Source organism: Flavobacterium sp. MEB061, assembly GCF_000834715.1.
In the GTDB taxonomy this organism is placed as follows: domain Bacteria; phylum Bacteroidota; class Bacteroidia; order Flavobacteriales; family Flavobacteriaceae; genus Flavobacterium; species Flavobacterium pectinovorum.
In genome coordinates this window covers 170,800-193,122 of the sequence record NZ_JXQR01000022.1, presented here as the reverse complement: position 1 = coordinate 193,122, position 22,323 = coordinate 170,800, and the positions used below count along the sequence as shown (strand labels likewise).

The 22,323-nt window shown below is 35.1% G+C and carries 25 protein-coding genes and 1 tRNA gene; 10 read left to right on the top strand and 16 right to left on the bottom strand.

The window, feature by feature from the left end; all coding sequences use genetic code 11:
• Window positions 1-98: 98 nt before the first annotated feature.
• Window positions 99-172, top strand: a tRNA-Arg gene (locus tag RT99_RS12600).
• Window positions 173-1,256: 1,084 nt separating this feature from the next.
• On the opposite strand, the gene RT99_RS12590 is transcribed toward RT99_RS12600, so the two are convergent.
• The 4 genes from RT99_RS12590 to RT99_RS12575 are packed head-to-tail and all read right to left on the bottom strand — an operon-like array spanning window position 1,257 to window position 4,057.
• Window positions 1,257-2,441 carry a DUF3570 domain-containing protein gene (locus tag RT99_RS12590; RefSeq protein WP_042565105.1) on the bottom strand — a complete coding sequence of 395 codons (1,185 nt, stop codon included), beginning with the start codon at window positions 2,439-2,441 and terminating at the stop codon, window positions 1,257-1,259.
• Between the two features lie 17 nt (window positions 2,442-2,458).
• On the bottom strand, window positions 2,459-2,692 hold the full coding sequence (locus RT99_RS12585) for a DUF4266 domain-containing protein (protein ID WP_042565104.1): 234 nt from the start codon (window positions 2,690-2,692) through the stop codon (window positions 2,459-2,461).
• Window positions 2,689-3,582 carry an FAD:protein FMN transferase gene (locus RT99_RS12580; RefSeq protein ID WP_042565103.1) on the bottom strand — a complete coding sequence of 298 codons (894 nt, stop codon included), beginning with the start codon at window positions 3,580-3,582 and terminating at the stop codon, window positions 2,689-2,691. Before RT99_RS12580 ends, RT99_RS12585 begins: the two co-directional genes overlap by 4 nt.
• Before the next feature lie 40 nt (window positions 3,583-3,622).
• On the bottom strand, window positions 3,623-4,057 hold the full coding sequence (locus RT99_RS12575) for a thioredoxin family protein (protein WP_042565102.1): 435 nt from the start codon (window positions 4,055-4,057) through the stop codon (window positions 3,623-3,625).
• A 369-nt stretch (window positions 4,058-4,426) separates the two neighbouring features.
• Between RT99_RS12575 and RT99_RS12570 the strand changes: the two genes are divergently transcribed.
• A complete protein-coding gene (locus tag RT99_RS12570) occupies window positions 4,427-5,347 on the top strand; it encodes an AraC family transcriptional regulator (RefSeq protein ID WP_042565101.1) in 921 nt (306 codons plus the stop codon).
• 234 nt (window positions 5,348-5,581) lie between these two features.
• On the top strand, window positions 5,582-6,511 hold the full coding sequence (locus tag RT99_RS12565) for a chlorophyllase (protein ID WP_042565100.1): 930 nt from the start codon (window positions 5,582-5,584) through the stop codon (window positions 6,509-6,511).
• Window positions 6,512-7,148: 637 nt separating this feature from the next.
• Here RT99_RS12565 and RT99_RS12560 read toward each other — a convergent pair.
• The 3 genes from RT99_RS12560 to RT99_RS12550 all read right to left on the bottom strand — a co-directional run bounded on the left by RT99_RS12560 (window position 7,149) and on the right by RT99_RS12550 (window position 9,267).
• A complete protein-coding gene (locus RT99_RS12560; RefSeq protein ID WP_042565099.1) occupies window positions 7,149-8,045 on the bottom strand; it encodes an AraC family transcriptional regulator in 897 nt (298 codons plus the stop codon).
• A gap of 50 nt (window positions 8,046-8,095) precedes the next feature.
• Window positions 8,096-8,389: a putative quinol monooxygenase gene (locus RT99_RS12555; RefSeq protein WP_042565098.1), complete on the bottom strand. Its 294-nt coding sequence runs from the start codon at window positions 8,387-8,389 to the stop codon at window positions 8,096-8,098.
• Between the two features lie 89 nt (window positions 8,390-8,478).
• Window positions 8,479-9,267, bottom strand: a complete 789-nt coding sequence (locus RT99_RS12550) for an SDR family oxidoreductase (RefSeq protein ID WP_042565097.1) — start codon at window positions 9,265-9,267, stop codon at window positions 8,479-8,481.
• 188 nt (window positions 9,268-9,455) lie between these two features.
• On the opposite strand from RT99_RS12550, the gene RT99_RS12545 reads away from it, so the two are divergent.
• From RT99_RS12545 to RT99_RS12535, 3 genes are all read left to right on the top strand, one after another.
• On the top strand, window positions 9,456-10,439 hold the full coding sequence (locus RT99_RS12545; protein ID WP_042565096.1) for an AraC family transcriptional regulator: 984 nt from the start codon (window positions 9,456-9,458) through the stop codon (window positions 10,437-10,439).
• 123 nt (window positions 10,440-10,562) lie between these two features.
• Window positions 10,563-11,636 carry an alkene reductase gene (locus RT99_RS12540; protein WP_042565095.1) on the top strand — a complete coding sequence of 358 codons (1,074 nt, stop codon included), beginning with the start codon at window positions 10,563-10,565 and terminating at the stop codon, window positions 11,634-11,636.
• Window positions 11,636-12,565 carry an NADP-dependent oxidoreductase gene (locus tag RT99_RS12535; RefSeq protein WP_042565094.1) on the top strand — a complete coding sequence of 310 codons (930 nt, stop codon included), beginning with the start codon at window positions 11,636-11,638 and terminating at the stop codon, window positions 12,563-12,565. Before RT99_RS12540 ends, RT99_RS12535 begins: the two co-directional genes overlap by 1 nt.
• A gap of 91 nt (window positions 12,566-12,656) precedes the next feature.
• Here the strand turns inward: RT99_RS12535 and RT99_RS25930 are convergent, their stop codons facing one another.
• From RT99_RS25930 to RT99_RS12510, 5 genes are all read right to left on the bottom strand, one after another.
• On the bottom strand, window positions 12,657-12,815 hold the full coding sequence (locus tag RT99_RS25930) for a LytTR family transcriptional regulator DNA-binding domain-containing protein (RefSeq protein ID WP_207384890.1): 159 nt from the start codon (window positions 12,813-12,815) through the stop codon (window positions 12,657-12,659).
• A gap of 20 nt (window positions 12,816-12,835) precedes the next feature.
• Window positions 12,836-13,408 (bottom strand): LytTR family DNA-binding domain-containing protein, encoded by a 573-nt coding sequence (locus tag RT99_RS12530; RefSeq protein WP_207384889.1) that lies wholly within the window; start codon window positions 13,406-13,408, stop codon window positions 12,836-12,838.
• A 9-nt stretch (window positions 13,409-13,417) separates the two neighbouring features.
• Window positions 13,418-14,212 (bottom strand): sensor histidine kinase, encoded by a 795-nt coding sequence (locus tag RT99_RS12525; protein ID WP_165587200.1) that lies wholly within the window; start codon window positions 14,210-14,212, stop codon window positions 13,418-13,420.
• Between the two features lie 513 nt (window positions 14,213-14,725).
• The gene (locus RT99_RS12515) at window positions 14,726-15,361 is read right to left on the bottom strand and encodes an outer membrane beta-barrel protein (protein WP_131494914.1); all 636 of its coding nucleotides are present in this window, start codon (window positions 15,359-15,361) and stop codon (window positions 14,726-14,728) included.
• Between the two features lie 209 nt (window positions 15,362-15,570).
• Window positions 15,571-16,578 (bottom strand): zinc-dependent alcohol dehydrogenase family protein, encoded by a 1,008-nt coding sequence (locus tag RT99_RS12510; RefSeq protein WP_042565091.1) that lies wholly within the window; start codon window positions 16,576-16,578, stop codon window positions 15,571-15,573.
• A gap of 98 nt (window positions 16,579-16,676) precedes the next feature.
• Here RT99_RS12510 and RT99_RS12505 point away from each other — a divergent pair, with 98 nt between their 5' ends.
• From RT99_RS12505 to RT99_RS12490, 4 genes are all read left to right on the top strand, one after another.
• Window positions 16,677-17,042 carry a helix-turn-helix domain-containing protein gene (locus RT99_RS12505; RefSeq protein ID WP_042565115.1) on the top strand — a complete coding sequence of 122 codons (366 nt, stop codon included), beginning with the start codon at window positions 16,677-16,679 and terminating at the stop codon, window positions 17,040-17,042.
• 21 nt (window positions 17,043-17,063) lie between these two features.
• Window positions 17,064-17,645 carry a Crp/Fnr family transcriptional regulator gene (locus RT99_RS12500; RefSeq protein ID WP_042565090.1) on the top strand — a complete coding sequence of 194 codons (582 nt, stop codon included), beginning with the start codon at window positions 17,064-17,066 and terminating at the stop codon, window positions 17,643-17,645.
• Between the two features lie 84 nt (window positions 17,646-17,729).
• Window positions 17,730-18,620, top strand: coding sequence for an MBL fold metallo-hydrolase (locus RT99_RS12495; protein ID WP_052483660.1), 891 nt, complete (start codon window positions 17,730-17,732; stop codon window positions 18,618-18,620).
• Between the two features lie 65 nt (window positions 18,621-18,685).
• A complete protein-coding gene (locus tag RT99_RS12490) occupies window positions 18,686-19,075 on the top strand; it encodes a nuclear transport factor 2 family protein (RefSeq protein WP_042565113.1) in 390 nt (129 codons plus the stop codon).
• Window positions 19,076-19,129: 54 nt separating this feature from the next.
• On the opposite strand, the gene RT99_RS12485 is transcribed toward RT99_RS12490, so the two are convergent.
• From RT99_RS12485 to RT99_RS12470, 4 genes are all read right to left on the bottom strand, one after another.
• On the bottom strand, window positions 19,130-19,819 hold the full coding sequence (locus tag RT99_RS12485) for a DUF4397 domain-containing protein (protein ID WP_042565089.1): 690 nt from the start codon (window positions 19,817-19,819) through the stop codon (window positions 19,130-19,132).
• 38 nt (window positions 19,820-19,857) lie between these two features.
• Window positions 19,858-20,301, bottom strand: a complete 444-nt coding sequence (locus RT99_RS24695; protein ID WP_052483659.1) for a DUF2141 domain-containing protein — start codon at window positions 20,299-20,301, stop codon at window positions 19,858-19,860.
• Between the two features lie 193 nt (window positions 20,302-20,494).
• Entirely contained in the window at window positions 20,495-21,256 is a 762-nt protein-coding gene (locus tag RT99_RS12475) for a LytTR family DNA-binding domain-containing protein (protein WP_042565088.1), read from the bottom strand.
• Window positions 21,237-22,154: a sensor histidine kinase gene (locus tag RT99_RS12470; protein WP_165587199.1), complete on the bottom strand. Its 918-nt coding sequence runs from the start codon at window positions 22,152-22,154 to the stop codon at window positions 21,237-21,239. Before RT99_RS12470 ends, RT99_RS12475 begins: the two co-directional genes overlap by 20 nt.
• Between the last annotated feature and the right edge of the window lie 169 nt (window positions 22,155-22,323).

The following is a 22,323-nucleotide window of genomic DNA, read 5'->3' as shown; positions in this document are numbered from 1 at the left end:
CGTAGCCCGGTTATCGCGCCTGCTTTGGGAGCAGGAGGCCGCAGGTTCGAATCCTGCCACCCCGACTTTTTTTAAGAGTTTTTAATAAAAAACTTTTTGGTTCCATAGCTCAGCTGGATAGAGCAACGCACTTCTAATGCGTAGGTCGAAGGTTCGAATCCTTCTGGGATCACTTGAAGAGACAACTACAAAGTAGTTGTCTCTTTTTTTATACCTATAAATGTTTGTTTGTCAGGCTTTTATCTTCTAGTGTTTTACGGTTCGATTTTTTTCATGGGGAGTCCCTAGTCTGTTTTGAAATAACATTCTAAAAGCAGGTTATTCTTGATTTAAGAGGGACTAACGGTGGTTCGAAGTCTCATTAACGATATGATATTTTTTCTCTTTTGGTTTGTCGTAATTTTTTGATACTAAATAAAGTAATTCTACTATGATTTTGGCTTCTTTCTCATTTATCTGAATGCCGTTCTTGGAAAGAATAATAACGGCTTTTTCTACTGAAATATTCTTTTCAATGAAATTCTTTTTTTTTAGTTTTTCGGTTATTTTTTTTTGATAAAATTTTTAAAAATGCTTGATTTAAATATAAAGAAAAAGCTCCTGTTTTAAAATCAATATCAGTCGGTGGAATAAGATTTACAAGATGTCTTTTATCTGAGGTTTCAAATTCAGAAAATCTTTCAAAGATTTTCACTAAAGCATTATCTTCTATTTGATTTTTTTATCAACAGCTTTTAATTTAGCTGTAATATCATTTGCTTCCTGTCAAGTCTTGAAATAATAGAATAACTATATTTTATTCATTATAAACTAATATACTATTTAATAAACTTTATATAAAATGGCGCCAATTGATTACAATTGGTGCCATTTGCGTTGTTTGTGACATGAACAAGAAAAAATTTCTATAAAATTATTGACTATTTTAATAGATTGGCTTAGTACTGTTTAGGGCATAATTTCATTGGCTTCAGCAATTTGGTTAGGATGTTCTGTTGGAGATTGATGTAAATTTATATCTAACTTTAATTTTTATGAGACTTCCATTAAGATCGTCTTAGCTTTTTATGGTAAGAAAGGTATCCCTTCCAATTTTCGAATAGATCAAAATTACCCGCAGTTCTTTTCGAAAGTTTGTTCAATTCCTGAATAAGATTTCTAAACAAAAGAGTACTGATTATCTGAAATTATAAACCACCATCGTCAAACGACTTTGGTGGTTTTTTGATGAATGTAAATTAGAATTAAGTTTTTAACTATTTGTATTTAATGTTGATACTGATAATATCAGATTTCATATTAGTAGTCCTTGTATAGTGACCGTAACGTAGCTCTAAGGTATTCCAGTGTTTCAGACCAAAGATTCCGTTAAGGGGAGTAAATTTCATTCCCATTCCAAAGAAACTGCTGTCAAACTTTGATAAATCATAGTTGCTGGTGTAGTATTCATCCACGGCAGTATGTTCTCCGTATGGTTTAAAATATTTCGTTCCTGTCTGGGTGTAATATCTGTAAAATGGACTCACTGAAAATGCCTGTGTTAATTTCACCGGAATTTCAAGATCAGCAGTATGTGCTCTGAGGCTCCAGTCATCGGTATAATATCTGTAATAGGCGCGAATAATTACATTGTCTCCTAAAAAATAACTGGCTCTGATTCCCAGTGGAATTTTAAGTCTGGTATCTGGCATTTTTTCCTGATGTACGGAACCGTCTGCAAAATAAACTCTGTGAAAAGGAAGGCTTAAATAACCATTTTGACTGATAACATCACCCACAAGCATTACCTGAAGGTTTTTGTTTACAACTTGAGAATAACTCAAAGTTCCTGCAAAGGTATTTCGGTTGGCGCTGTCATTACCTTCGCCTCCGGAAGTGCGAAGTTCAACAGGTTCAATCAATTTTAACTGGTCTATAAAGGTTTGGAATTTAGCGGTAAATTCTCCGTTTTTGTCTTTCGTTTTTTGGGAGAAACTAATATTGCCGCCAAAAGACTGATAATCAAATTCAGTCGATGATGAAACGCCGATTCCGAGTGTTCTTCCTTTCTCTTCATTTTCTCTCAAATAACTTACAGAAGGGTAGAAGCGATTGTCTGAAGAGGATGCAGATGAATTGGCACTCAAATCAATCATATCTGATGATGCCGAGGTATAATGATCAATCCCGGCTTCGATATCAAAAGTATGCTTGATTCCGGTTTCGCCGTATTTTACCAGTTTAACATCAATGGTATTGGCAATATCGGTAAGATGTTCAGAACCAATTCCTCCTGTAACGGCAGAATTATTTCCGTCCTGTTTATAATAACTGGAAACCAGATTTACTTCTTCCAATTTTAATTTTTTGCTTTTGTAACTGGTAGAATCAGTAGGAACATTTTGTGCCCTTGTTTGAAATAATGCCAGCAAAGCAAATCCTGTAATGAATATTCTTTTCATTTTTGATCGTATGAAAATTAGTTACAACCGCAGCCACCGCCGCTTTTTCCTGAATTTGCTCCGGAAGCTCCTTCTCGGTAGGATTGGAAACTGAGTTCTGTTTTTTCGATTTTCCTATTAGAAAGAACCATTTCAGAATCGTTGATTTTTCCTTTCTGGTATTCCTTTACCGAACTGCAGGAAGTGAACAGTATTCCGATAAAAGCAATACTGCACAGGAGCACGAAATTTTTTTGCTTTAGCTTTTTCATTTCAGGTTAATGTTTTTAGAAGTGTAAATTTTATTGTCCTCGTCGATGATAATACAATATAGATCCGGTATCTGATCTATTAAAAACAAGCCGGCTTTAATACCCATAACAGCTATTGGAGTTGCCATTGCATCTGCAAATTCAGCATTCGAGGCGATAATGGTAACGCTTTTTATTCCGGCTATTGGCAGCCCTGTTTTTGGATCAATGGTATGCGAATATTTTTTACCGTTAATGGTTACAAATTTTTCATAATTACCAGAGGTCGCCACTGCTTTATTGGAGATTTCCATATAAGAGAATGCTGCATTTGGTGAATCTGGATCTGCCACACCAATAGTCCATTTTTTACCATTGGGTTGTAATCCCCATGCCGAGAGATCTCCGCTGGCATTAATAATACCGCTATGCACTTTATTTTTAAGGAGTATTTGTTTTGCCATTTCGGCGGCATAACCTTTTCCAATACCTCCAAAGCCAATCCGCATTCCTTTTTCTTTTAAAAATACAGTTGTGTTTTCTTTGTCCAGAATTATGTTTCTGTAATCAATAAGATGAACCATTTTGAGTGCGGTTTCAGAATCAGGAAGACTGGTCATTGTTTTATCAAAATTCCAAAGACTTTTATCGATACTTCCGTAAGAAATATCAAATGCACCTTGTGTAATTTTCGAGATCCCGATAGATCTTTCGATAAGATTAAAAACTTCCAGATCTATTTTTACTGCTTTAATTCCGGCATTGTTGTTAATCAGATTGGTCTGGCTGTCATCTTTGTAAGTTGTCAGCAGTCTTTCAATCCGTCTGATTTCTTCAATGGCAAGATTAATATTCTCGTTTCCAATTTTCTCGTTTTCGGCAACAACAGTAATAGTAAAGTTGTTCCCCATGAGTTTTAGGGACTGTGAATATTTTTGGTTTTTCGATATGTTATTTTCGGCTGTCACAGATCGCTTTTATTTCGGCTGTCCACTGCTCAGGAGTAGTTTCTGGTTTTCCGTGCCAGGTTTTTAGTACTTTACCATCGGCATCCAGAAGCAGGGTTAGGGGAAAACTTCCTTCTTTATTGTATATTTCGGCTAGATCTTCGTTTCTTTTAACCTGTTCAGGAGTTCCTGTATTTTTCTTTTTTCTTGGAAAATCAGCATTAACTAATACCAGATTTTCATTCGCCATATCTGCGAACACCTGACTTTCAAGATAATCTCTGCGTAACACAATACAAGGCCCACACCAGTCTGAGCCGGAGAAGTTCAGCAGGATTAATTCGTGTTTTTCCTTTGCTGTTTTTTTTGCATTATTAAAGTCAGGCTCCCAGTTGATAGGAAGGATAATTAATAAAAGGAATAATGTTATGAGTTTCATTTAGCAGTTTATTTTTAGATATATACGAAATAACGAATAGTCAGGGATCTTATTTTTTTTACCCGCTTAAGATTAGATTAATTTTTTAATTAGCTGTCGGTTATTTAGGAAGTATGAACTCCAAAAATGCAGCCTACTAATGCCGACATTGCCATTGCAAAAGTGCCCCAAATACTAATACGTACAACCGCTTTCAGTATATGAGATCCTCCAGCTTTGGCAGCTAATATTCCTGATAAGGCTAAAAAGAACTGGAATTATCCATTTCGGTTACAACAATGCTCATTTAGGTTAGGTATATTTATTATCATATAGCTAACTTTGATTTGTCTTTAATGCTGGCGAAACAGCATTATTAAAAGTGATATTATGAAAAAAGAAGACCGCAATCACCTAGATTTTGAATCAATTACAGCCGTACACCGTGCATTCGGGCTGCCGGCGCCGAAGCATCCGCTTATTAGTCTTTTGAATGCGCAGGACCTGAAAGGTTCAAGCCGACCATCCGGTTGTCATGTTTTGAATTTTTACAAAATTTCATTCAAGACAGCACTCAGCGGAAAGGTGCGCTACGGACAGGGCTTTTACGATTTTGATGAAGGCGGTTTATTGTTCGCCTCACCTAACCAGGTTATTGGAAGTGACGGCGATGGCGATACAGAAGATTTGTCTTTTTATACGATGCTGATCCACCCCAATTTCCTGCACGGTTTTCCACTAGCCCGTAAAGTCAAGCAGTGTGGTTTTTTCAGCTACGCGACTAATGAAGCGCTGCATCTGTCTGAAAGCGAGAAGACAATTATCCTGTCAGTATTCGACATCATTGAACAGGAGCTCAACAGCAGGGTTGACGAATTCAGCCAAGAAGTGGTAATATCGCAAATTGAGTTGCTGTTAAACTACGCCAACAGGTTTTATAAACGCCAGTTCATAACCAGGAAAATTGCCAGCAATAACATGCTTGAAAGGGTCGAAGCCTTACTGGATGATTATTTCTATAATGAGAAGACAGCGAGCCAGGGAATTCCGACAGTACAATTCCTGTCTGACCATTTAAATGTTTCATCAAGCTACCTTAGCGACATGCTGCGAGCGTTGACAGGTATGAATGCCCAGCAGCATATCCATAACAAACTCATCGAAAAAGCAAAAGAAAAACTTGCACTGACTTCATTGACGATTGGAGAAATCGCTTTTGATCTTGGGTTCGAACATCCGCAGTCTTTCAGCCGTTTTTTCAAATTGAAAGCAAAAGCATCACCGCTTGAATTTAGACAAATGTTTAATTAACTGTACTATACTCAAACTTAAAATCCAGCTTATTCAGAATAATTAAATACGGCCAAGGCTGTATTTTTTTTATTATAAAATTGGTACTTCCGACTAACAAATCCTGTCAGCTGTATTAGCCCTTATGTCTTTGTCTTGAATTCGCTCCATTTTGGTTAGGCATTTCCGCGGTTCAGTTACATTTCATCTTAGTAACTTATGGAACTTTGTCATGTAATTAAATATCAATATATCATGACAAAAATTTCAGAAACCGCCGTAATATCATACGGTCCAATCGTAATGCCTGTGACTGATCGTCACGTGGACCTTCAGATTAAAGTAACGGCGCCTGCAATTGGGGCTAATCTGCCAGTTCTTATTATTTCCCATGGACATGGGCGCTCGAACTTCCTTTCTTCAATGTACGGATACGGACCAATGGTCGACTTCTTTTCAAAGAATGGATTCGTAGTTATTCAGCCAACGCACCAAAATTCCAAATCATTGGCACTTGATACAAGCCTTCCTGAAGCTCCGCTATTTTGGAGCTCACGGCCAAAAGACATCTCATTTATAATTGATAATCTTAACCAGATCCTCTCAAAAGTGCCAGGCTTGAATGCTCGAGTGAATAAAGAGCAGATAAGTGTGGTTGGTCATTCGATGGGAGGACATACTGTTGGAATGCTTGCCGGCATGCAGGTTATCAATCCAACTGACAATAAGATAGTAAATGCCGCTGAAAATCGTTTGAAGGCTTGCGTGATGATAGGTGCTCCCGGCGCTCCAGCGGGACTAGTGCAGTCTGCCAAAGAACATTATCCTGTGCTGAATAATCTCGATTTCTCGACGATGGATCAGCCAGTGCTGGTAGTGAACGGTGATAAAGACATAAATCCAAACTTCTCAGAAGTAGACAATTGGCGCGCTGACGGATATTTTTTGAGTCCCGGTCAAAAAAGCCTGCTGACAGTATATGGAGCCGAACACATTTTTGGCGGAATATCCGGATATGATTCCAATGAAACGACAGATGAAAGCCCGGAAAGGGTAGAATTCGTGAACCAGTGCATTCTTGCTTACCTGCACAGTGCTTTAAACCCTGAAGATACAAGCTGGGCTGATAAGCAAAAGGAGCTCAATGACGTCTCGGGTGCTAAAGGACGTATTGATAACAAATAAATGGCCTTATACACCCACGTCGACCCTTAATAATAAAAGAAGAAGCCGTCTCCATTGGAATGGCTTCTTTTCAATAAATGAGGCAGTTATTAGATGATCTCTACGCAAAAGCCCATTTTTATTTGCTTTTCATGCCTGCTTAGTCTGTAGAAATAATCATACCATACAATCTAATTTTATGCGTATATAATTTAATAGATATAGAGTATATGTTAGAAATAGCATGATAATAATTTGGTTGTGAAGCTGAATCAATTCGTCCGAGTCATTTTCTAATAAGTTTCAAACCTAAATTTGCTGGCCCTTGATTTTGCAAGATTTCTGGTTTGTAAAAATTCATGTGCCATGATTTTGCTACGAAAATTTAATTTTTTTAATATAAATTATTGAAGTAGCACATTAACTTATTGTAGCAAAAAAAGGATTAGCTTCATTGGTGAAATGTAAAACAGTTTTATAAAATATTTAATTAAGAGATAATGATAAAATACTTTCGCATTACAAAATATCCTCAAACGAGTCAGCTAAAAGTTTCAAATCTTCCAGTAAAAGGTTGGAATTCACTCCTTCTAAGTTCACATCAAAAGCCACTCGTTTGAGTGGCTTTTTTGTTTATAATAAATCAAAGATTCCTCTATTAATTCAAAAACTGTTCACGATATTCTGTTGGCGTTAATCCAACTTCTTTTTTAAATAATCTGGAAAAATAAGGAGGATTCTCAAAACCTAGTTGATAGGCTGTTTCAGCTACTGTATTGTTTGTACTCAACAAGAGATTTTTAGCTTCTGTAACCAAAGAAATATGGATGTGCTCCAAAGCTGTTTTACCAGTTTCCTGTTTCAATAAATCGCTTAAATATCTTGCAGATAATGATAGTTGTGTTGCCATATATTTTACGGTTGGCAATCCTTCCTTTTGAAGTTTTCCACTTTCGAAATATAACTTAAGTATCTCGGTAAACCTGGTAATTATTGTTCCGGATATTGAGGTTCTGTTTAAGAATTGTCGTTTGTAATAGCGTTGCGAATATTTTAGGATAGAGTCAATATGAGTCAGCATAATATCTTTACTAAAATCATCCTGGTTATTGTAATATTCCAGTCTTATTTTATGAAACAAATCCCAAATGGTTTCTTCTTCCTTGGGTGATAAGTGCAAAGCTTCATTTACTTCATAATCAAAAAAGCCATATTTTTTTATTTCTGAATAAAGATTGGTATTCATTAAAAAATCTTCATCAATATAAATCATAAAGCCTTTTTCTGTTAGCTCAATATCGCTCATTGTAATTTTCTGACCCGGTTTTACAAATGCCATCGAACCATTGTCATGATCGTACTTCGTTTTTCCGTATAAAATGGTTCCTGATTTTACTTTCTTTAAAGCTATTTTATAAAAATTCATTGTGAATTCTGTTTCAGCAAACGTGCAGTTTTTTAGTTCTTCAAACGTCACCAAACCAAGTAAAGGATTTTCAGGTGGCGGAAATCCATTGGAAATATAGAGTTCACTTATCGTTTTGTAATTTTTCATTCTTTACAGTTTTATACATTATAAATCTACGCTTTAAAATTTATCACTACTCAAATTTCTTCGAGATAAGTTACTTCTGGGGCATCCGTCAGTTTTCCATTCAAAAAAGCAAAAAAACTTTTCACATAATCTTGCTCAAGATGCCAGTCATAAGTTTGTTTTGAGGTATAAACAGCAAAAATTACGAGTGTATTAGGTTCATCTGTTTTTCTCATCAATATGAAAATTTCGCATCCTTCTTCAAGTAAAATATGATTCCTGGTTTCGATTGCAAATGGAAGTACTTCATTGATAAATTGAGGATCTATTTTAAGTACGGCGTTTGTTATAATTTTATTTTTCATTTTTCTTGTTTTAAATATAAAATTGGAATGCTAAACAATCTTAAAACATTCCAACTATACATTTATTAATTTGTGTTTGTCGGGTTATTTTATTTAATACTTTTTAGTATCGAGTTTTCAAACATTTTTGGTGCATAATGCTGCAGAAAAACAATCATTCCCGACATTTTACCAACCGGATTACTAAACTTAGGTTCTTTTGTGCCAATTAGTTTAGTGATAATTTTAGCAACGGCATCTGGAGATTCTGCTTCATCTAAACCTTTTTGAGTAGCTGCATTAACAAGTTTTCGGTAGGTATTATAATCCCCGATATTTCCTGTTGAAGAAATGGCATTATGCCCTAAATTTGTTTTAAACCATACAGGCTCTACAACACTAACTTTAATATTAAACTGATTCAACTCAAAACGTAATGATTTAAAATATCCTTCTACAGCATGTTTCGAAGCAGAATAGTAAGATAAATTTGGTGGTCCAATCAATCCAACAATAGAGCTAACAGTAATAATTTGCCCAAATTTTTGTTTTCTAAAATAAGGTATAATTGCATTTGTTACTTTAACTGTTCCCCAAAAGTTGGTTTCAAATTGTTTTCTGGCTACATCAATAGGCGTTTCTTCGGCAATACCCGTTATCATAAAACCGGCATTGTTTACTAAAACATCCAGTTGTTTGGTTTCTTTAGAGAGTCTTTCTTTAAATTCATTAATAGAATTATCGTCGTCAATATCCAAACGCATTAATTTAAACGGAACTTTGTATTTTTCTGGTTCGCGGCTTGTTCCAATTATGTTAAACCCTTTTTTATGAAGGTCATTAGCCAGCATCAATCCAAAACCTGAAGATGCTCCTGTGATTAAAATTGTTTTGCTCATTTTATTCTTTATATGATTAATAATGAGGCAAATTTAGAGTACGGGTCATCGTTAGTACTTATACAAAAGTCGGAAGACGTGATACATTTTTACAATTTGTTTTTGGTAATCGCTCCAATTATAAAATGAGTTTATAAAGAGTAAAATATAATTATTTGCAGTAATTTAGTATTCTCTATAGCTTCCTAATGATTTTTGAATTTACAGCAGCACCGGGTTTTGACTTTATAACTTTGTTTTCAAAACAAATAAATGTTCCTGTGCGAGATAATGTATTGCAAATTCCTGCAAGTTTGGGCGAAGGTTATGTGCGTAAAGTTGGGTTTGGAGATGATTTTAAATTAACGATTCATCGGTATATATTAAAGGAAGATTTAATTCTTAAACGTAATCCGGCAGTAAAGGCGAATAATGTGCGAACTATTTTCTTTTATAATAATAAAGAAGATCTTGAGGTTAAATGTAATAACGAGGAAAATATCCCATTTTTTCAAAAGAACGATTCTTCTATAATTCTTTCTACAAATGATTTGCGAACAGAAATTCGTTTTCCTGCCGGAAGCAATATTCAGTATGTTGTAGTGGGTATTACTGCCAGCAGATTGCATTCGGTTTTATCTATAGAAAAGCCTAACACTACAATACAAACTATTACTGCCGAAGACGCTTCTTTTCTTTTTTTCGAAAATCTGGATCCTGAAATGCAATTGCTTCTTAAAAATATTGTATCGGTCGACATGAATAATTCTATGAATAATTTTTATGTACAAATTAAAGTACAGGAATTAATGTATTTGCTTTTTAGTAAATTATCACTTAGGGAGAACACAACTTTTAAGAATATAAATAGTAACGATGCACAAAAACTTCTAATCATTCGCAACGAAATACTAAACGATCTTAGTACTCCGCCGGTTTTAAGTGAATTGGCTATTATTGCTTCAATGAGCGAAACGAAACTCAAGCAGCTTTTCAAACAAACATTTGGAGATACCATCTATAATTATTATCAGAAAGCGAGGATGGAAGAAGCAGCTTTTCTGTTAAAGCAAGCCAAACATTCTGTTTCTGAAGTTGGTTACGAGTTGGGATTTTCAAACCTTAGTCATTTCAGCAGATTATTTGAGAAGCAGTACGGCATCACACCCAAAAAGTTTTCTTATACTATATAAGTATCCTTTTTCATCTTCGATATTAAAAATGTAACTGTCGGATAGGACTATTCTTGTGTCTTTTTTGGTTATTTTGCCCATATATTAACTTCTAAATTTGTTCCTATAATTAAATAGAACAAAATGAAAAAGTTACTTACGCCTTTTGAGAAAGGCACTATAAAATTTAAAAATCATCTGGTAATGGCGCCGATGACCCGAAGCAGAGCTATAGACAATCTTCCAAATGAACTCATGGCAAACTATTATGCACAACGCTCTGGTGCTGGTTTGATTATTACCGAAGGTACCTCGCCAAGTCCGGAAGGATTAGGATATCCGCGTATTCCCGGAATTTATTCTGAAGCGCAGGTTGCAGGCTGGAAAAAAGTTACAGATGCCGTACATCAAAATGGATCAAAAATTTTTCTGCAGTTAATGCATACCGGGCGTATCGCTCATGTTGCCAATTTGCCAAACGGAATTCTGCCCGTAGGACCTTCGGATATCAAGGCGGCAGGTGAAATTTTTACTGATTCTCTGGGCATGCAGGAACATTCCGTTCCGGTGGCTCTTAGTTTAGATGGGATAACGCGTGTTATTGAAGATTTTGTAAATGCTTCTAAAAATGCAATTCTTGCCGGTTTTGATGGTGTAGAACTTCATGGTGCCAATGGATATTTACTGGAACAATTCTTAAATCCAAATGTAAATAACAGAACAGATCTTTATGGAGGCAATCTTATCAACAGAAGCCGACTTATTTTAGAGATTTCAGAAGCAATTGCAGCAGCTATCGGTTCGGATAAAGTCGGAATTCGTTTTTCTCCGTTTTCTCAATTAAGTGATCAGGCTGCGTATGATGCAGAAGAAGTGCATCAAACTTATACTTACCTAAGCAGTGAACTGGATAAATTAGGCATCGCCTATATTCATCTTTCGGCCAATCCTGAAATTCCGGAAAAAACATATAAGGCAATCCGTGCCGTATTTACCAATACAATCATAATTTGTAATGGACTTACAGCAGAAACAGCCGAAGAAAAACTATTGGACAATTCTGCAGATCTTGTTGCCTTTGGTCGAGGATTTCTCGCGAATCCCGATTTTGTAAAACGCATTGAAAAAAATCTTTCCCTCAACGATGTAGATTTCGGCACATTGTATTCTCCGGGTGAAACAGGTTATACAGATTATCCACTTTATACTTCAAAATAATGAAAGCAATTCAATACAAAGATTACGGAAGTTCAGCTGTGATTGAACTCGTTGAGGTTTCGATACCATCAATTCAAAATGAAAATGATGTTTTAATTCAGGTTAAAGCAGTAGGCGTGAATCCGATAGATATGAAAATACGAATGGGATTAATGAAGGAAATTCGTCCTGTAGAAATGCCGTTTATACCGGGCGGTGAAGCTTCAGGTATAATTGTTGCCGTTGGCGGGAGCGTATCAAAATTTAAAGTTGGAGATGAGGTTATTGCTCTTACCTGGAAAAATGCTTACGCAGAATATGCAACTGCAAACGAAAATTTTGTTTTGCTAAAACCCGAAGGTTTGTCTTTTGAAGAAGGAGCTTCAATGGTCGTTAATATTGGTACTTCTCAATCTGTTTTATTTACAGAAGGAAAATTAGAAAAAGGTCAAAAAGTTTTGATTCAGGGTGGGGCCGGCGCAGTTGGTGGTGCAATGGTGCAAATGGCAAAAGCAGCCGGCGCATACGTTATTGCAACAGCCTCTGGAAACGGTGTGGCATTAGCAAAAAGCCTTGGTGCCGACGAAGTGATTGATTATAAATTGCAGGACGTTTCAGGTATTGCAAAAGATGTTGATTTAGTTGCAGATACAGCCGGAGGCGAAGCTCAGGTAAAACTTTTTCAAGTTTTAAAACCTGGTGGTAAACTTTTGAGTATCGCTATGCCGCCATCGCAAGAGCTGGCAGAACAATACCATGTAAAAGCTAATTTTGTGGTTTCTGACATTTCTGCCAAGACTTTACAAAACGGAATTGATTTGATAAAAGCGGGGAAATTCAAAACAATTGTTTCCAAAACATTTAAGCTTGAAGAAGCTGCAATAGCTCAGGATTTCTTAACAGCTGGCGGTGTAAATGGCAAGGTTGTACTTCTTGCAGATCAGGAATAAAAATAAATAATTTTGAGATTAAAGCCATTCTAACGAGTGGCTTTTTTGTTTTATATCAGATTGTTTCTTCTAATTAATTGAAACCCCAAAATCATTTGCTGTCAAGCCAGTTTTTAAAAGAAATACCGCGCTCTCTGCTTATCAGTATTATTTCACTAATTGCCGGAGTGAGCTCCAGTTTTAGTTTATAATCAAAAGATTGGGATAGTTTATGGATTGATTTTAAAGAAACGATGTAGTTTCTGGACACTTTAAAAAAATCATTGGGATTTAATTCTTATCGAGCGTTTGCTTGATGACATATCTTTGGTTGGAATGTGTGGTAAGAGATACTATTTTATTTTCAGAACTAAAATAGGCAATATTAGTACAGGGGATTGTGATGAATAAATCTTTATGGTTAATTAAAAATCGTGATCTGTAAATCTCTTTATGTAGGCGCATTTTTTTTAAAATTTCCACAACACTGTTGTCAGGCTCAGGAGTTATAAAACTTTTAATTCTTTTGATACTCAAATCCAATTTTTTTTGTTCGATAGGCTTTAAAAGATAATCTATTCCGTTTACTTCAAATGCCTGCAAGGCATATTCATCATAAGCAGTTGTAAAAATAACATACGATTTGATATTCACCTGATTGAAGATTTCAAAACTAAGACCATCTGTAAGGCGAATATCCATAAAAATAATGTCAGGACTTTTTTCTTTTTCAAGCCATGCAATACTCTCGCGCACTGTTTGTAAAACTGCTGTAACTACAATTTCTTCTTCTGATTGTAAAAGCATTTTTTGCAGTCTCGCAGCATTGGCAGCCTCATCTTCTATAATTAAAACAGTTATCATAAAGTACTTTTAATTGTTAAGTAAAGGTATTCGAACTTCAAAAATTGTGTCCAAATCATTGACCACAGGAGGCGTACTGCCTATTATTTTATAACTATGGTAAATATGTGCCAGACCAATTCCTTCGCTGGGTTCTTTGGTAAATTTAGCCGACTTGTTATTCTGTATTATTATCCATTGATCTTCATAACTAATGCTAATAAGAAGCGGCATCGTCGAGGAAAAAGAGTTGTGTTTTATTGCATTTTCAATCAAAAGCTGTAACGTTAAAGGAGGTATAAATTTACTTAAATTAGCATTATTTTCCTCGATATGGATAACGATAGAAGATCCATACCTGATTTGATACAGAAACAAATATTCCGTTATAAAATCCAATTCCGTTTTTAGAACAACCAGATTTTTATTTCTGTTGGACAAAACATAGCGATAAACTGCAGAAAGATTGGTGACATATAACACAGCAGTAGCTTGATTTTCCTCAATTAATGAAGTAAGCGTGCTTAGATTGTTAAATAAAAAATGCGGATCTAATTGAAGTTTCAGCGCATTGAGTTCTAATTGTAATGCCTGCTTTTTGTTTTCTATAGCTTCGAGTTTACTTTCATTCCATTTAAAAAAAAGTTGTTCGGCGGTTAAACCTGTAGTTATTAATATAGAAAATATACTGCCAATGATTAAAACCCGTCTCAACAAAAGGTCGTCATACCCATATTTTTGAGGAAGATCAATATTAAAAAATACAACAGCGAGAATACTTACAATAACGATGTGAAGCAGCAGCTGAAAAATAAATCTTGACAAATTATATTTTTTCGAAACTGATTTTTTAGTAAAAATTTGCGATATCCAAAGACCGGTTTCAAATAATACTACTGTAAAGATCAAACAAAATAATCCTTCAATAATAAAATCCATTAGAGTATAAAACTTCCATCCCTGAAGATTACTCTCGTCAGAATTAAGGAGTATTAGAATTAGATACAGGATTACAGTAAAAACTATATACCCATATAAACGTAAATATTTATAGCGCCTTAAATACATAATATTAATAATAAAAGTGCAATACTATGACCTGGTTATTACATCTAAAATAATTCTTCACAGTATATTCCAACTTTATAAAGTTCTGTTATTAAAAATTCAGAGCAGCTTTTGTTACTCTCAACTCTTAAAATTTTGTCACAATCTTCTAAATCAAAATTCCATTTAGAATCCAAAAGTACTTTATTAAGAACAGGTTTTACTTTTCTTAATTTAGATTTTGTGTTAACGTTTGTTTTATAGACTGAAATTATCATACGTAGACATAATTTAAAAACTAAAAAGATATGATTTTAATCCAAGCTGCATACTCATACCACTTAAATGCGTATCAGAACCCGAAGGCGCCGTTGGAAGTGTAGAGGCTTGCCCTTCAAGAGAAACAATAAAATATTTGTTGAATACATAATTAACACCAACACTTCCTGAGATGTAAAGGTAATTGCCGGTTTTAGTGGTGTAGCTTATCGTATTTTCGTTTATCAGCGATGCTTTAGGAGAGTCGATAAAAGACGTACCCGATCCCATCATTACAAAAGGCTGCCAATGTTTGATTTTATATTGATATCCAAGATTGATGCCTATCGTGGTGCTGTTTGCTTTTGAATCTATGATGGAATTAAAACCATTAGAGTTTTGAATAGATTTATAAGACACCGTGGTTTGTCCGAACTGTAATTTAGCAAAATAATGCTCTTTATAGTTTAGCTGAAGGAAAGTTACACCATTAGAGCCAAGTTGGTTTTTATCATCAGGAAAATCTTTGCCAGATCCTTTAAAAGGAACAAAAACACCAAACGAACCTCCAAAATCAACGGAGAATTTTTCAGATAATGAATCTGATTCGGTTTGTGCCATTAATAGCGTTGCGCAAAATAATAAAATGGTAGTCAGTAACTTTGTCATTAGTATAAAATTTAAGATTAATGACGAAGATAGTTTCAGGCTAAGGATTGGTATTGAAAAAAATTACCCAACTCGTTAAATTGGCAGCTGAATTTAAAAATACGCGAACTCAATTTTTTTGTTTTTATTTAAATGGGCTGATATAGAACTCAAAAAGACCTCATTACTAATGAAGCCTTTTTTGAATTTGTTAGTTTTTGAATTTTCAATTAAACAGTAATTACAATTTTACCAAATTGCTGATTAGATTCCAAATAGTTGTGCGCCACTACAATTTCGTCAAGCTGAAAAACTTTATCAATAACCGGTTTTAATTTTCCTTCGATTATACCTTTGTCGATAAAAGCAATCGCTTCTGCTAAAATATCGGCATTAGCCAAAACTTCAATCGCAGAATATCCTCTAATGGTTGGCGTTTTCATCATAACAGCAAAAGTGGGAAAACTTGCCGCTTCCTGACTTAAAGCACCGTAAACGAATACTTTTCCATTTTCGGCAACAGCACTTAAAAGATTACTGAATTTTGCTCCAACAACAGGATCTAAAATGATATGAGCACCAACATTATTTGTGATTTTGGCAATTTCTGTTGCAATATTTTCTTCAGATGTAACAATAACATGCGATGCACCAGCTTTTAATAAAGCTTCTTTTTTCCTGGCTGAGGTTGTTAAAGCAATAGAAATCCCTCCCACATAATTCGTAAGCTGAATTGCCGCGAGTCCGGCACTACTTGAAGCAGCATTAATAACCACAAACTCTCCCGATTTTAATTTTCCCGAATGGATCAGCATTCCGTACATCGTAGAATAACTGGTCCATAAAGCCGCCGCTTCATCATAAGATAAAACAGATGGATATTTATGCACTGCGTACGACGGCATTAAAATATATTCTCCGTAAGAAGAATAGTGGTGCAATGAAAATCCGGGAATAACATTTACAACATCACCAACTGCTACATTGGTAACCTCAGATCCAACGGCTTCGATTATACCGGCAGCTTCATAACCTAATTTGGCAGGAAAAACAGGATTTTCAATATACATTCCCGCGCGGTACATGGCATCTGCTCTGTTAACGCCAATAGATTTTACCTGAATTCTTACTTCGTGCGGCTGCGGAGCCGGAGTTTCTATTTGTTCTACTTTTAAAACTTCTGGGGTTCCTGCTTCGTGAAAAACAACTGTTTTAGATAATTTTGATATAGTGTTCATTTTTGTTTATTTAAATATTTATGGTACAATATTAAATAACAAACCCTAAATTTGTACTATAGCCAACCAAATGTGTGATACATACAAAAATGTACGTAATGAGTAAAATAAAGGAAAAATCAACCAATAACCAGAATAGAAAATTCCTGTCGAACTGCGATATGACGTATGCAGTTGAAGTTATTGGAGGAAGATGGAAAATATTAATTCTGGTTAATTTAGCAAGTGGCCCACTGCGATACAGCGAATTGAAACGTAAAATCGAAAAGGTTACAGAACGAATGCTGACACTTCAATTGAGAGAAATGGAAAGTGACGGAATTGTTAAAAGAACTGTTTTTGCAGAAGTACCGCCAAGAGTAGAATATGAAATTACTCCAATAGGAGAAAAACTCGTACCTATTTGTCTTCAATTAAGTGATTGGGGCACTTTGCACAGGGAAACAACTAAAAATAGCTTGTAACTTTTTCAGATATTTAATGAGATGAAAGAACTTCTTCAAAAAAATATTGCAGCACATATTGCTCTTTCAAATCCTGAAACAGAAGCATTTTGCAATTTATTTCAACATGAAATAATCAAAAAAAGAAGTTTTTTGCTTCGGGAAGGCGAAGTCTGCAAGTTTGAAGGATTTGTTATAAAAGGGCTTTTTCGGGTTTATCATATCGACAAGGATGGCTTTGAGCAAATACTGTATTTTGCAATTGAAAACTGGTGGATTACGGATATCGACAGTTTTACCAACGAAACACCATCACAGCTATTTATAGAAGCTCTGGAAGATAGCGAGGTGCTTTTAATATCTAAAAAAGATAAAGAATTTGCCTATTCTAATATGCCGGAAATAGAGAAGTTATTTCGGGTTATGACACAAAAAACACATGTCGCCCTGCAACGCAGAATGATCGATAATCTGAGCAAAACCGCAGAGTCCAGATATATTGAGTTTTCAGAAAAATATCCGCAGCTTATTCAGCGTCTTTCCAATATTCAAGTCGCTGCCTATTTGGGTATTACCAATGTTTTTTTGAGTAATATTCGAAAGAAAATTGCGCTGAAAAAATAAGATTTCATTGATTTATTAAACTAGTTTAATGTTTTGAGATTGCATAAGGTTTCATCTTTGCAGGGTTAATTTAAACCAAACAAAATGAAACAGAATGTTATAATACTACTTACAACAATTTTAATCTTATTGAATATGGAAACACAAGCACAAAGTTTCAAAATTATTGAAGCTAAAAATCTTAAACTTCAGGTTTACAACGCATCAGAAAACAGTTTTGGTGTAGCATCAGTAATTGTATCCGGAAAAACCGATGCCGTTTTGATCGATGCCCAATTTACTTTGGCGGAAGCCGAAAAAGTAGCACAGGAAATTAAGGCGGGCGGCAAAAAACTAACGACAATTTATGTATCTCACGGCGATCCTGATTTTTATTTCGGACTGGAAGTATTCAAAAAATATTTTCCGGAAGTAACTGTTTATGCGTCTCCTTCAACGGTAGAACACATTAAAGCTACATCTCAAAAGAAATTAGAAGTATGGGGCGAAAGATTGGGTAAAAACATTACTTCGAACGTAATTTCACCTCAGGTTTTAAAAGGAAACAGCATCGAATTAGAAGGTCAGAAATTAGAAATTATAGGTTTGGAAGAATTTCCGGCTGAGACTTTTGTATGGATTCCTTCTATCAAAGCCGTTGTTGGCGGTATTAATGTTTTCGGAACCACTTTTCATCTTTGGATGGCAGATGCGCAAAAGCCTGAAGAACGTAAAAGTTGGATTTCGATTTTAGATAAAATTAGTGCTCTACATCCTGAAATTGTAATTCCGGCGCATGCCAATTCAAATTCACCATTTGATATTGCTGCTGTAAATCATACCAAAAGTTATATTCAGTTTTATGAAGAAGCTTTAAAAACCAATAAAACTTCTGAAGCTTTAATCAAAACTTTAAAAACAAAATATCCTGCACTTACTTTTGAAACTGCTTTGATGATAGGAGCGAAAGTAAATACGGGAGAAATGAAATGGTAAAACTAATAAGCTCCGGCCTGATAATAGTTTTAGTATTGTCAGGCTGTTCTTTAAATAAAAAAGCAATGACAAATCTTGAAATTATAAAAAGTACTTACGAAGGAAAAACTTCGGAAGAAAACGGAAGAAATTTAGCAGAATATGCTGCAGCTGATATTTCCTGGACAGAAGCCAAAGGTTTTCCGTACGCAGGAACTTATATAGGTTTAGAAAGCATTACCAAAAATGTTTTCAGCAGGTTAGGAAGTGAGTGGATTGATTACAAATTTACCCCGGAAGATTATGTTGCAAACGAGGATAGAGTAGTGGCTTTTGGAACGTATACGGGAACGTATAAAAAAACAAATAAGTTGTTTGCAGCAAGAGTAGCACATATTTGGAAATTGAAAGATGGAAAAATAATAAGCTTTGAGCAATTTGTAGACAGTCAGACTGTAAACGATTCAATGAAGTAATTTATAATTTTTGAATAAAAAGAGCTGTTGATAAACAGCTCTTTTTTTTATGATTTAATTCTGTGAAAGCTGTGTCACCGTATATCCGGATGCTACAGATCCGGATATAAAAACAGTATAAACTTTTCCGGCCGCAAAATCAGTTGCTGATAATGTCGCCAGATTTTCAGATCCTCCTGTACCGCGAACCTGAACGCTTACAGATCCGGCATTAATTTCTGAATAACCGCTTTGGCTGTATCTTACAAGGTTTGATGCAAGACTGTTGCCTTGTCCGTCCAGAAAATCAATATTACTTGGGGCTCCCGAACTTAAATGGATAAATTTTACTTTTGCTTTTCCGCTGGCTGGCGCGCTTATGTTATCTTCATAAAGTCTCACTTCTGCGTCGTCTCTTGATTCTCCGGTTAAGTATACGGTATATCTTTTATCGTCATCCAGATCAAGTTCTTCTGTGGCATACAAATCGTTATCATTTTCATCCCTGAACTGACTTACTAAATTATTGCCCACCGCTACATCGTGATACGATACAGAATGTTCTAAATAACTCAGATTGCCTATGTAAGGAATATTTGCCATAACAAATTTTTGAGAACCCGCATTAGGAGCTGCATTTACGACTTTAAGCCTTGCAGAACCAAACGGATCTACTTCATTATTATCACAAGATGATGTTATAATCAGGACTGCGATAGCCATTATTTTTACAGGAATTAAGGTAAGGGCTGTTTTAATTTTCATAATTTTTAATTTTAGTTTTACGTCGTTTTTAATTTGGTTTACATGTATTTTACTCTGATACTAATTTTGTTGTTTTGATTTTTTACATTGACTTTAAAATCATCAAAAGCGGGTTTTTTCATTTTTTCCATGAAGAAATCAGAGAAACCAAAACCTTCTTTTGGTATTCCTAACATGTTTTTGTTAAGTTCTCCGCTTTTATTTTCATCATCAATAAGAGTAATGCCGTATGTTCCGGGTTCCAGCGTACAATTAATAATCATGGAGCCGTTTTCAATTTTCTTTTCGAATACCAGTTTTTTAGAAACTTTTTCTTCCTCATAATCTTCGCTATTTTTGAAAACGTTGAGTATAATTTGTCCTTTTCCGGATCGAATTTCCGAAACTCTAATCTGGGTGTTTTGCCCGTACGAACTGCTAAAGCATAAAATAGCAATCAGCATTATAAGCCACGTGGCATTGGGAATTTTGATTTTAATCATCACATTTAAATTTAAGATTGCTCTGCGAAAGTAGTAGTGCAATTGCTTTAAAAGCCAAAAAAATAAGTTCAAACGGACAATATTACGGTTGAGGCGTTATGCCTGAACTAATGTGTGATAAAGGATAGGAAACGGAGAAATGAAGACTGTTTTTGAAAGTCTGTAAGTAGATGATTTTATTTGAATTTGAAGATTAACTTGCAAGCCAGGCCAATACTTTTGATCTTTTTTCTCTACTGACAAAAACATCTTTATGAAAAGAAAATGAAAGGTTTACTTTTAGTTTTCTGGGAAAATAATCTGTTACGTCAATTATGGCGTTTCGGTTAACGAGCTGTTGCCTGTTCATTCTAAAGAAAAATTTATTGGTTCTTTTTTCCAGATCTTCCAGGCTTTCGGTCAAAATATAACTTTTGCCATTGTGCGCATGCATAACCGTAGTTTCTGCTTCGACATAAAAAAGGGCAATTTTATCCAGCGTAAAAGGAAGCAGTCGATCTCTGTATTTTACCATTATAGTTTCGCTAACAGGTTGTTGCAGATTTGAAATCGTTTCCATTGCCTTTTGGTATTGTTGCGCAAGCTGGCCGCTCATTAATTTTTGCATGTTCTGAAATTTGCCCAAAGCGGCTTCCAGTTCGTTTCCACTAAAGGGTTTCAGGATATATTCAATACCATTTGCTTTAAAAGCATCAAGTGCATATTCGTTAAAAGCCGTACAAAATATAACGGGAACATGAAGAGGTACCGCTTTTATGATTTCAAAACTCAAACCGTCGCCCAATTGTATGTCGCTAAAAATAAGATCTGGCTGAGGATTGTTTTTGAAATAAGCAATAGCTTCTTTTACAGATCCCAAAAAGGCTGTAATTTGAATTTCGGCATTGCAGTTTTTCAGGCTGTTGGCAAGATCTTCGGCTACAAGCGATTCATCTTCAATAATTATGATTTTCATCGGTATTTACTTTAAAGCTTACAGAAAAGGTAATGCCATCGTTATTAATTATAATTTCATTTCCGGACCAAATCAGGCATCGTTCTGCGAGATTTGCCAAGCCGCTTTTTAAAGATGTTTCACCAGCTTCTTTTAGGTTTATGGTGTTAGATACTGATATATAATCCCCTTTTTGTTCTATTTTAATATGCAAAGGCTGTTGTTTGGTAAAACGATTGTGTTTGATCGCATTTTCTGCCAATGGCTGAAGTGAAAAAGTAGGAACGGTGCTTTTTAGCATTTCCGGATCATTGATTTTAATATCCCATTCTAAAGCTTCACCAAAACGCATTTTCTGCATTTCGAGATAGTTTTGACAAAAATCCAATTCTTCTTCAAGCGTCGTAATCATACTGTCGTTAAGCGATACGGCAGCGCGAAGAAATCCGGCAAGCTGTATTAAATAATGTTCTCCAAGCGTAAGGTCTTTTTTGTAAAGTGCTTTTAAAGTGTTGAGCGAATTGAATAAAAAATGCGGATGAATCTGTTGTTTTAAAAGCAAATTTTCTGCTTCGGCCGTACGAAGCTGTAGTTTCGAATTTTCCATTTCGGCTTTTGTTTTGGCCAATCTTAAAATAGCAAAATCCTGCAGCAGCAATACTAATGTAGCAACAAATAGTGCTTCGGTTAAAAAAGTGGCAATAAGTTCTAAATCATCATGACGCCAGGAAATATCTGCCATATAAGCAAAAAATGGCCACAAAAGCATTTCCAGTATAATCGAACTGCAAAAACTCGCACCGTAACGCCAGAGTCTAAATTTAAAAATGTCATTGGGAAACTTTACAACGCACAATTCTAAAATTGCAGAAAGTGAAAACGTGACCAGAAGAATGTAAAAAAAACTTTTTAAGGTCATTACCACAACAAGAAGAACTGAATTTTTGAATATAACGAGAAAAAATAAAGCAATAAACGATATTAAGAACGTTAGAAATAAGTTCATTTTATAAATTTCCCTCAGAATTAAAGGAGAGAAAGATTTTGAGATATTGTTCATTTATATGGTTTTACATTTTTATTCAGCA

Bases quoted from the DNA above. Each gene is read 5' to 3' on its own strand.
- RT99_RS12515 (WP_131494914.1), bottom strand. From the start codon at position 15,361: ATGACAAAGTTACTGACTACCATTTTATTATTTTGCGCAACGCTATTA.
- RT99_RS12470 (WP_165587199.1), bottom strand. From the start codon at position 22,154: ATGACCTTAAAAAGTTTTTTTTACATTCTTCTGGTCACGTTTTCACTT.
- RT99_RS12580 (WP_042565103.1), bottom strand. From the start codon at position 3,582: ATGGGGAACAACTTTACTATTACTGTTGTTGCCGAAAACGAGAAAATT.
- RT99_RS12555 (WP_042565098.1), bottom strand. From the start codon at position 8,389: ATGAAAAATAAAATTATAACAAACGCCGTACTTAAAATAGATCCTCAA.
- RT99_RS12535 (WP_042565094.1), top strand. From the start codon at position 11,636: ATGAAAGCAATTCAATACAAAGATTACGGAAGTTCAGCTGTGATTGAA.
- RT99_RS12485 (WP_042565089.1), bottom strand. From the start codon at position 19,819: ATGAAAATTAAAACAGCCCTTACCTTAATTCCTGTAAAAATAATGGCT.
- RT99_RS12540 (WP_042565095.1), top strand. From the start codon at position 10,563: ATGAAAAAGTTACTTACGCCTTTTGAGAAAGGCACTATAAAATTTAAA.
- RT99_RS12475 (WP_042565088.1), bottom strand. From the start codon at position 21,256: ATGAAAATCATAATTATTGAAGATGAATCGCTTGTAGCCGAAGATCTT.
- RT99_RS12560 (WP_042565099.1), bottom strand. From the start codon at position 8,045: ATGAAAAATTACAAAACGATAAGTGAACTCTATATTTCCAATGGATTT.
- RT99_RS12570 (WP_042565101.1), top strand. From the start codon at position 4,427: ATGAAAAAAGAAGACCGCAATCACCTAGATTTTGAATCAATTACAGCC.
- RT99_RS12505 (WP_042565115.1), top strand. From the start codon at position 16,677: ATGAGTAAAATAAAGGAAAAATCAACCAATAACCAGAATAGAAAATTC.
- RT99_RS12490 (WP_042565113.1), top strand. From the start codon at position 18,686: ATGACAAATCTTGAAATTATAAAAAGTACTTACGAAGGAAAAACTTCG.
- RT99_RS12550 (WP_042565097.1), bottom strand. From the start codon at position 9,267: ATGAGCAAAACAATTTTAATCACAGGAGCATCTTCAGGTTTTGGATTG.
- RT99_RS12590 (WP_042565105.1), bottom strand. From the start codon at position 2,441: ATGAAAAGAATATTCATTACAGGATTTGCTTTGCTGGCATTATTTCAA.
- RT99_RS12585 (WP_042565104.1), bottom strand. From the start codon at position 2,692: ATGAAAAAGCTAAAGCAAAAAAATTTCGTGCTCCTGTGCAGTATTGCT.
- RT99_RS12530 (WP_207384889.1), bottom strand. From the start codon at position 13,408: ATGATAACTGTTTTAATTATAGAAGATGAGGCTGCCAATGCTGCGAGA.
- RT99_RS12495 (WP_052483660.1), top strand. From the start codon at position 17,730: ATGAAACAGAATGTTATAATACTACTTACAACAATTTTAATCTTATTG.
- RT99_RS12565 (WP_042565100.1), top strand. From the start codon at position 5,582: ATGACAAAAATTTCAGAAACCGCCGTAATATCATACGGTCCAATCGTA.
- RT99_RS12575 (WP_042565102.1), bottom strand. From the start codon at position 4,057: ATGAAACTCATAACATTATTCCTTTTATTAATTATCCTTCCTATCAAC.
- RT99_RS12510 (WP_042565091.1), bottom strand. From the start codon at position 16,578: ATGAACACTATATCAAAATTATCTAAAACAGTTGTTTTTCACGAAGCA.
- RT99_RS12545 (WP_042565096.1), top strand. From the start codon at position 9,456: ATGATTTTTGAATTTACAGCAGCACCGGGTTTTGACTTTATAACTTTG.
- RT99_RS12500 (WP_042565090.1), top strand. From the start codon at position 17,064: ATGAAAGAACTTCTTCAAAAAAATATTGCAGCACATATTGCTCTTTCA.
- RT99_RS24695 (WP_052483659.1), bottom strand. From the start codon at position 20,301: ATGATTAAAATCAAAATTCCCAATGCCACGTGGCTTATAATGCTGATT.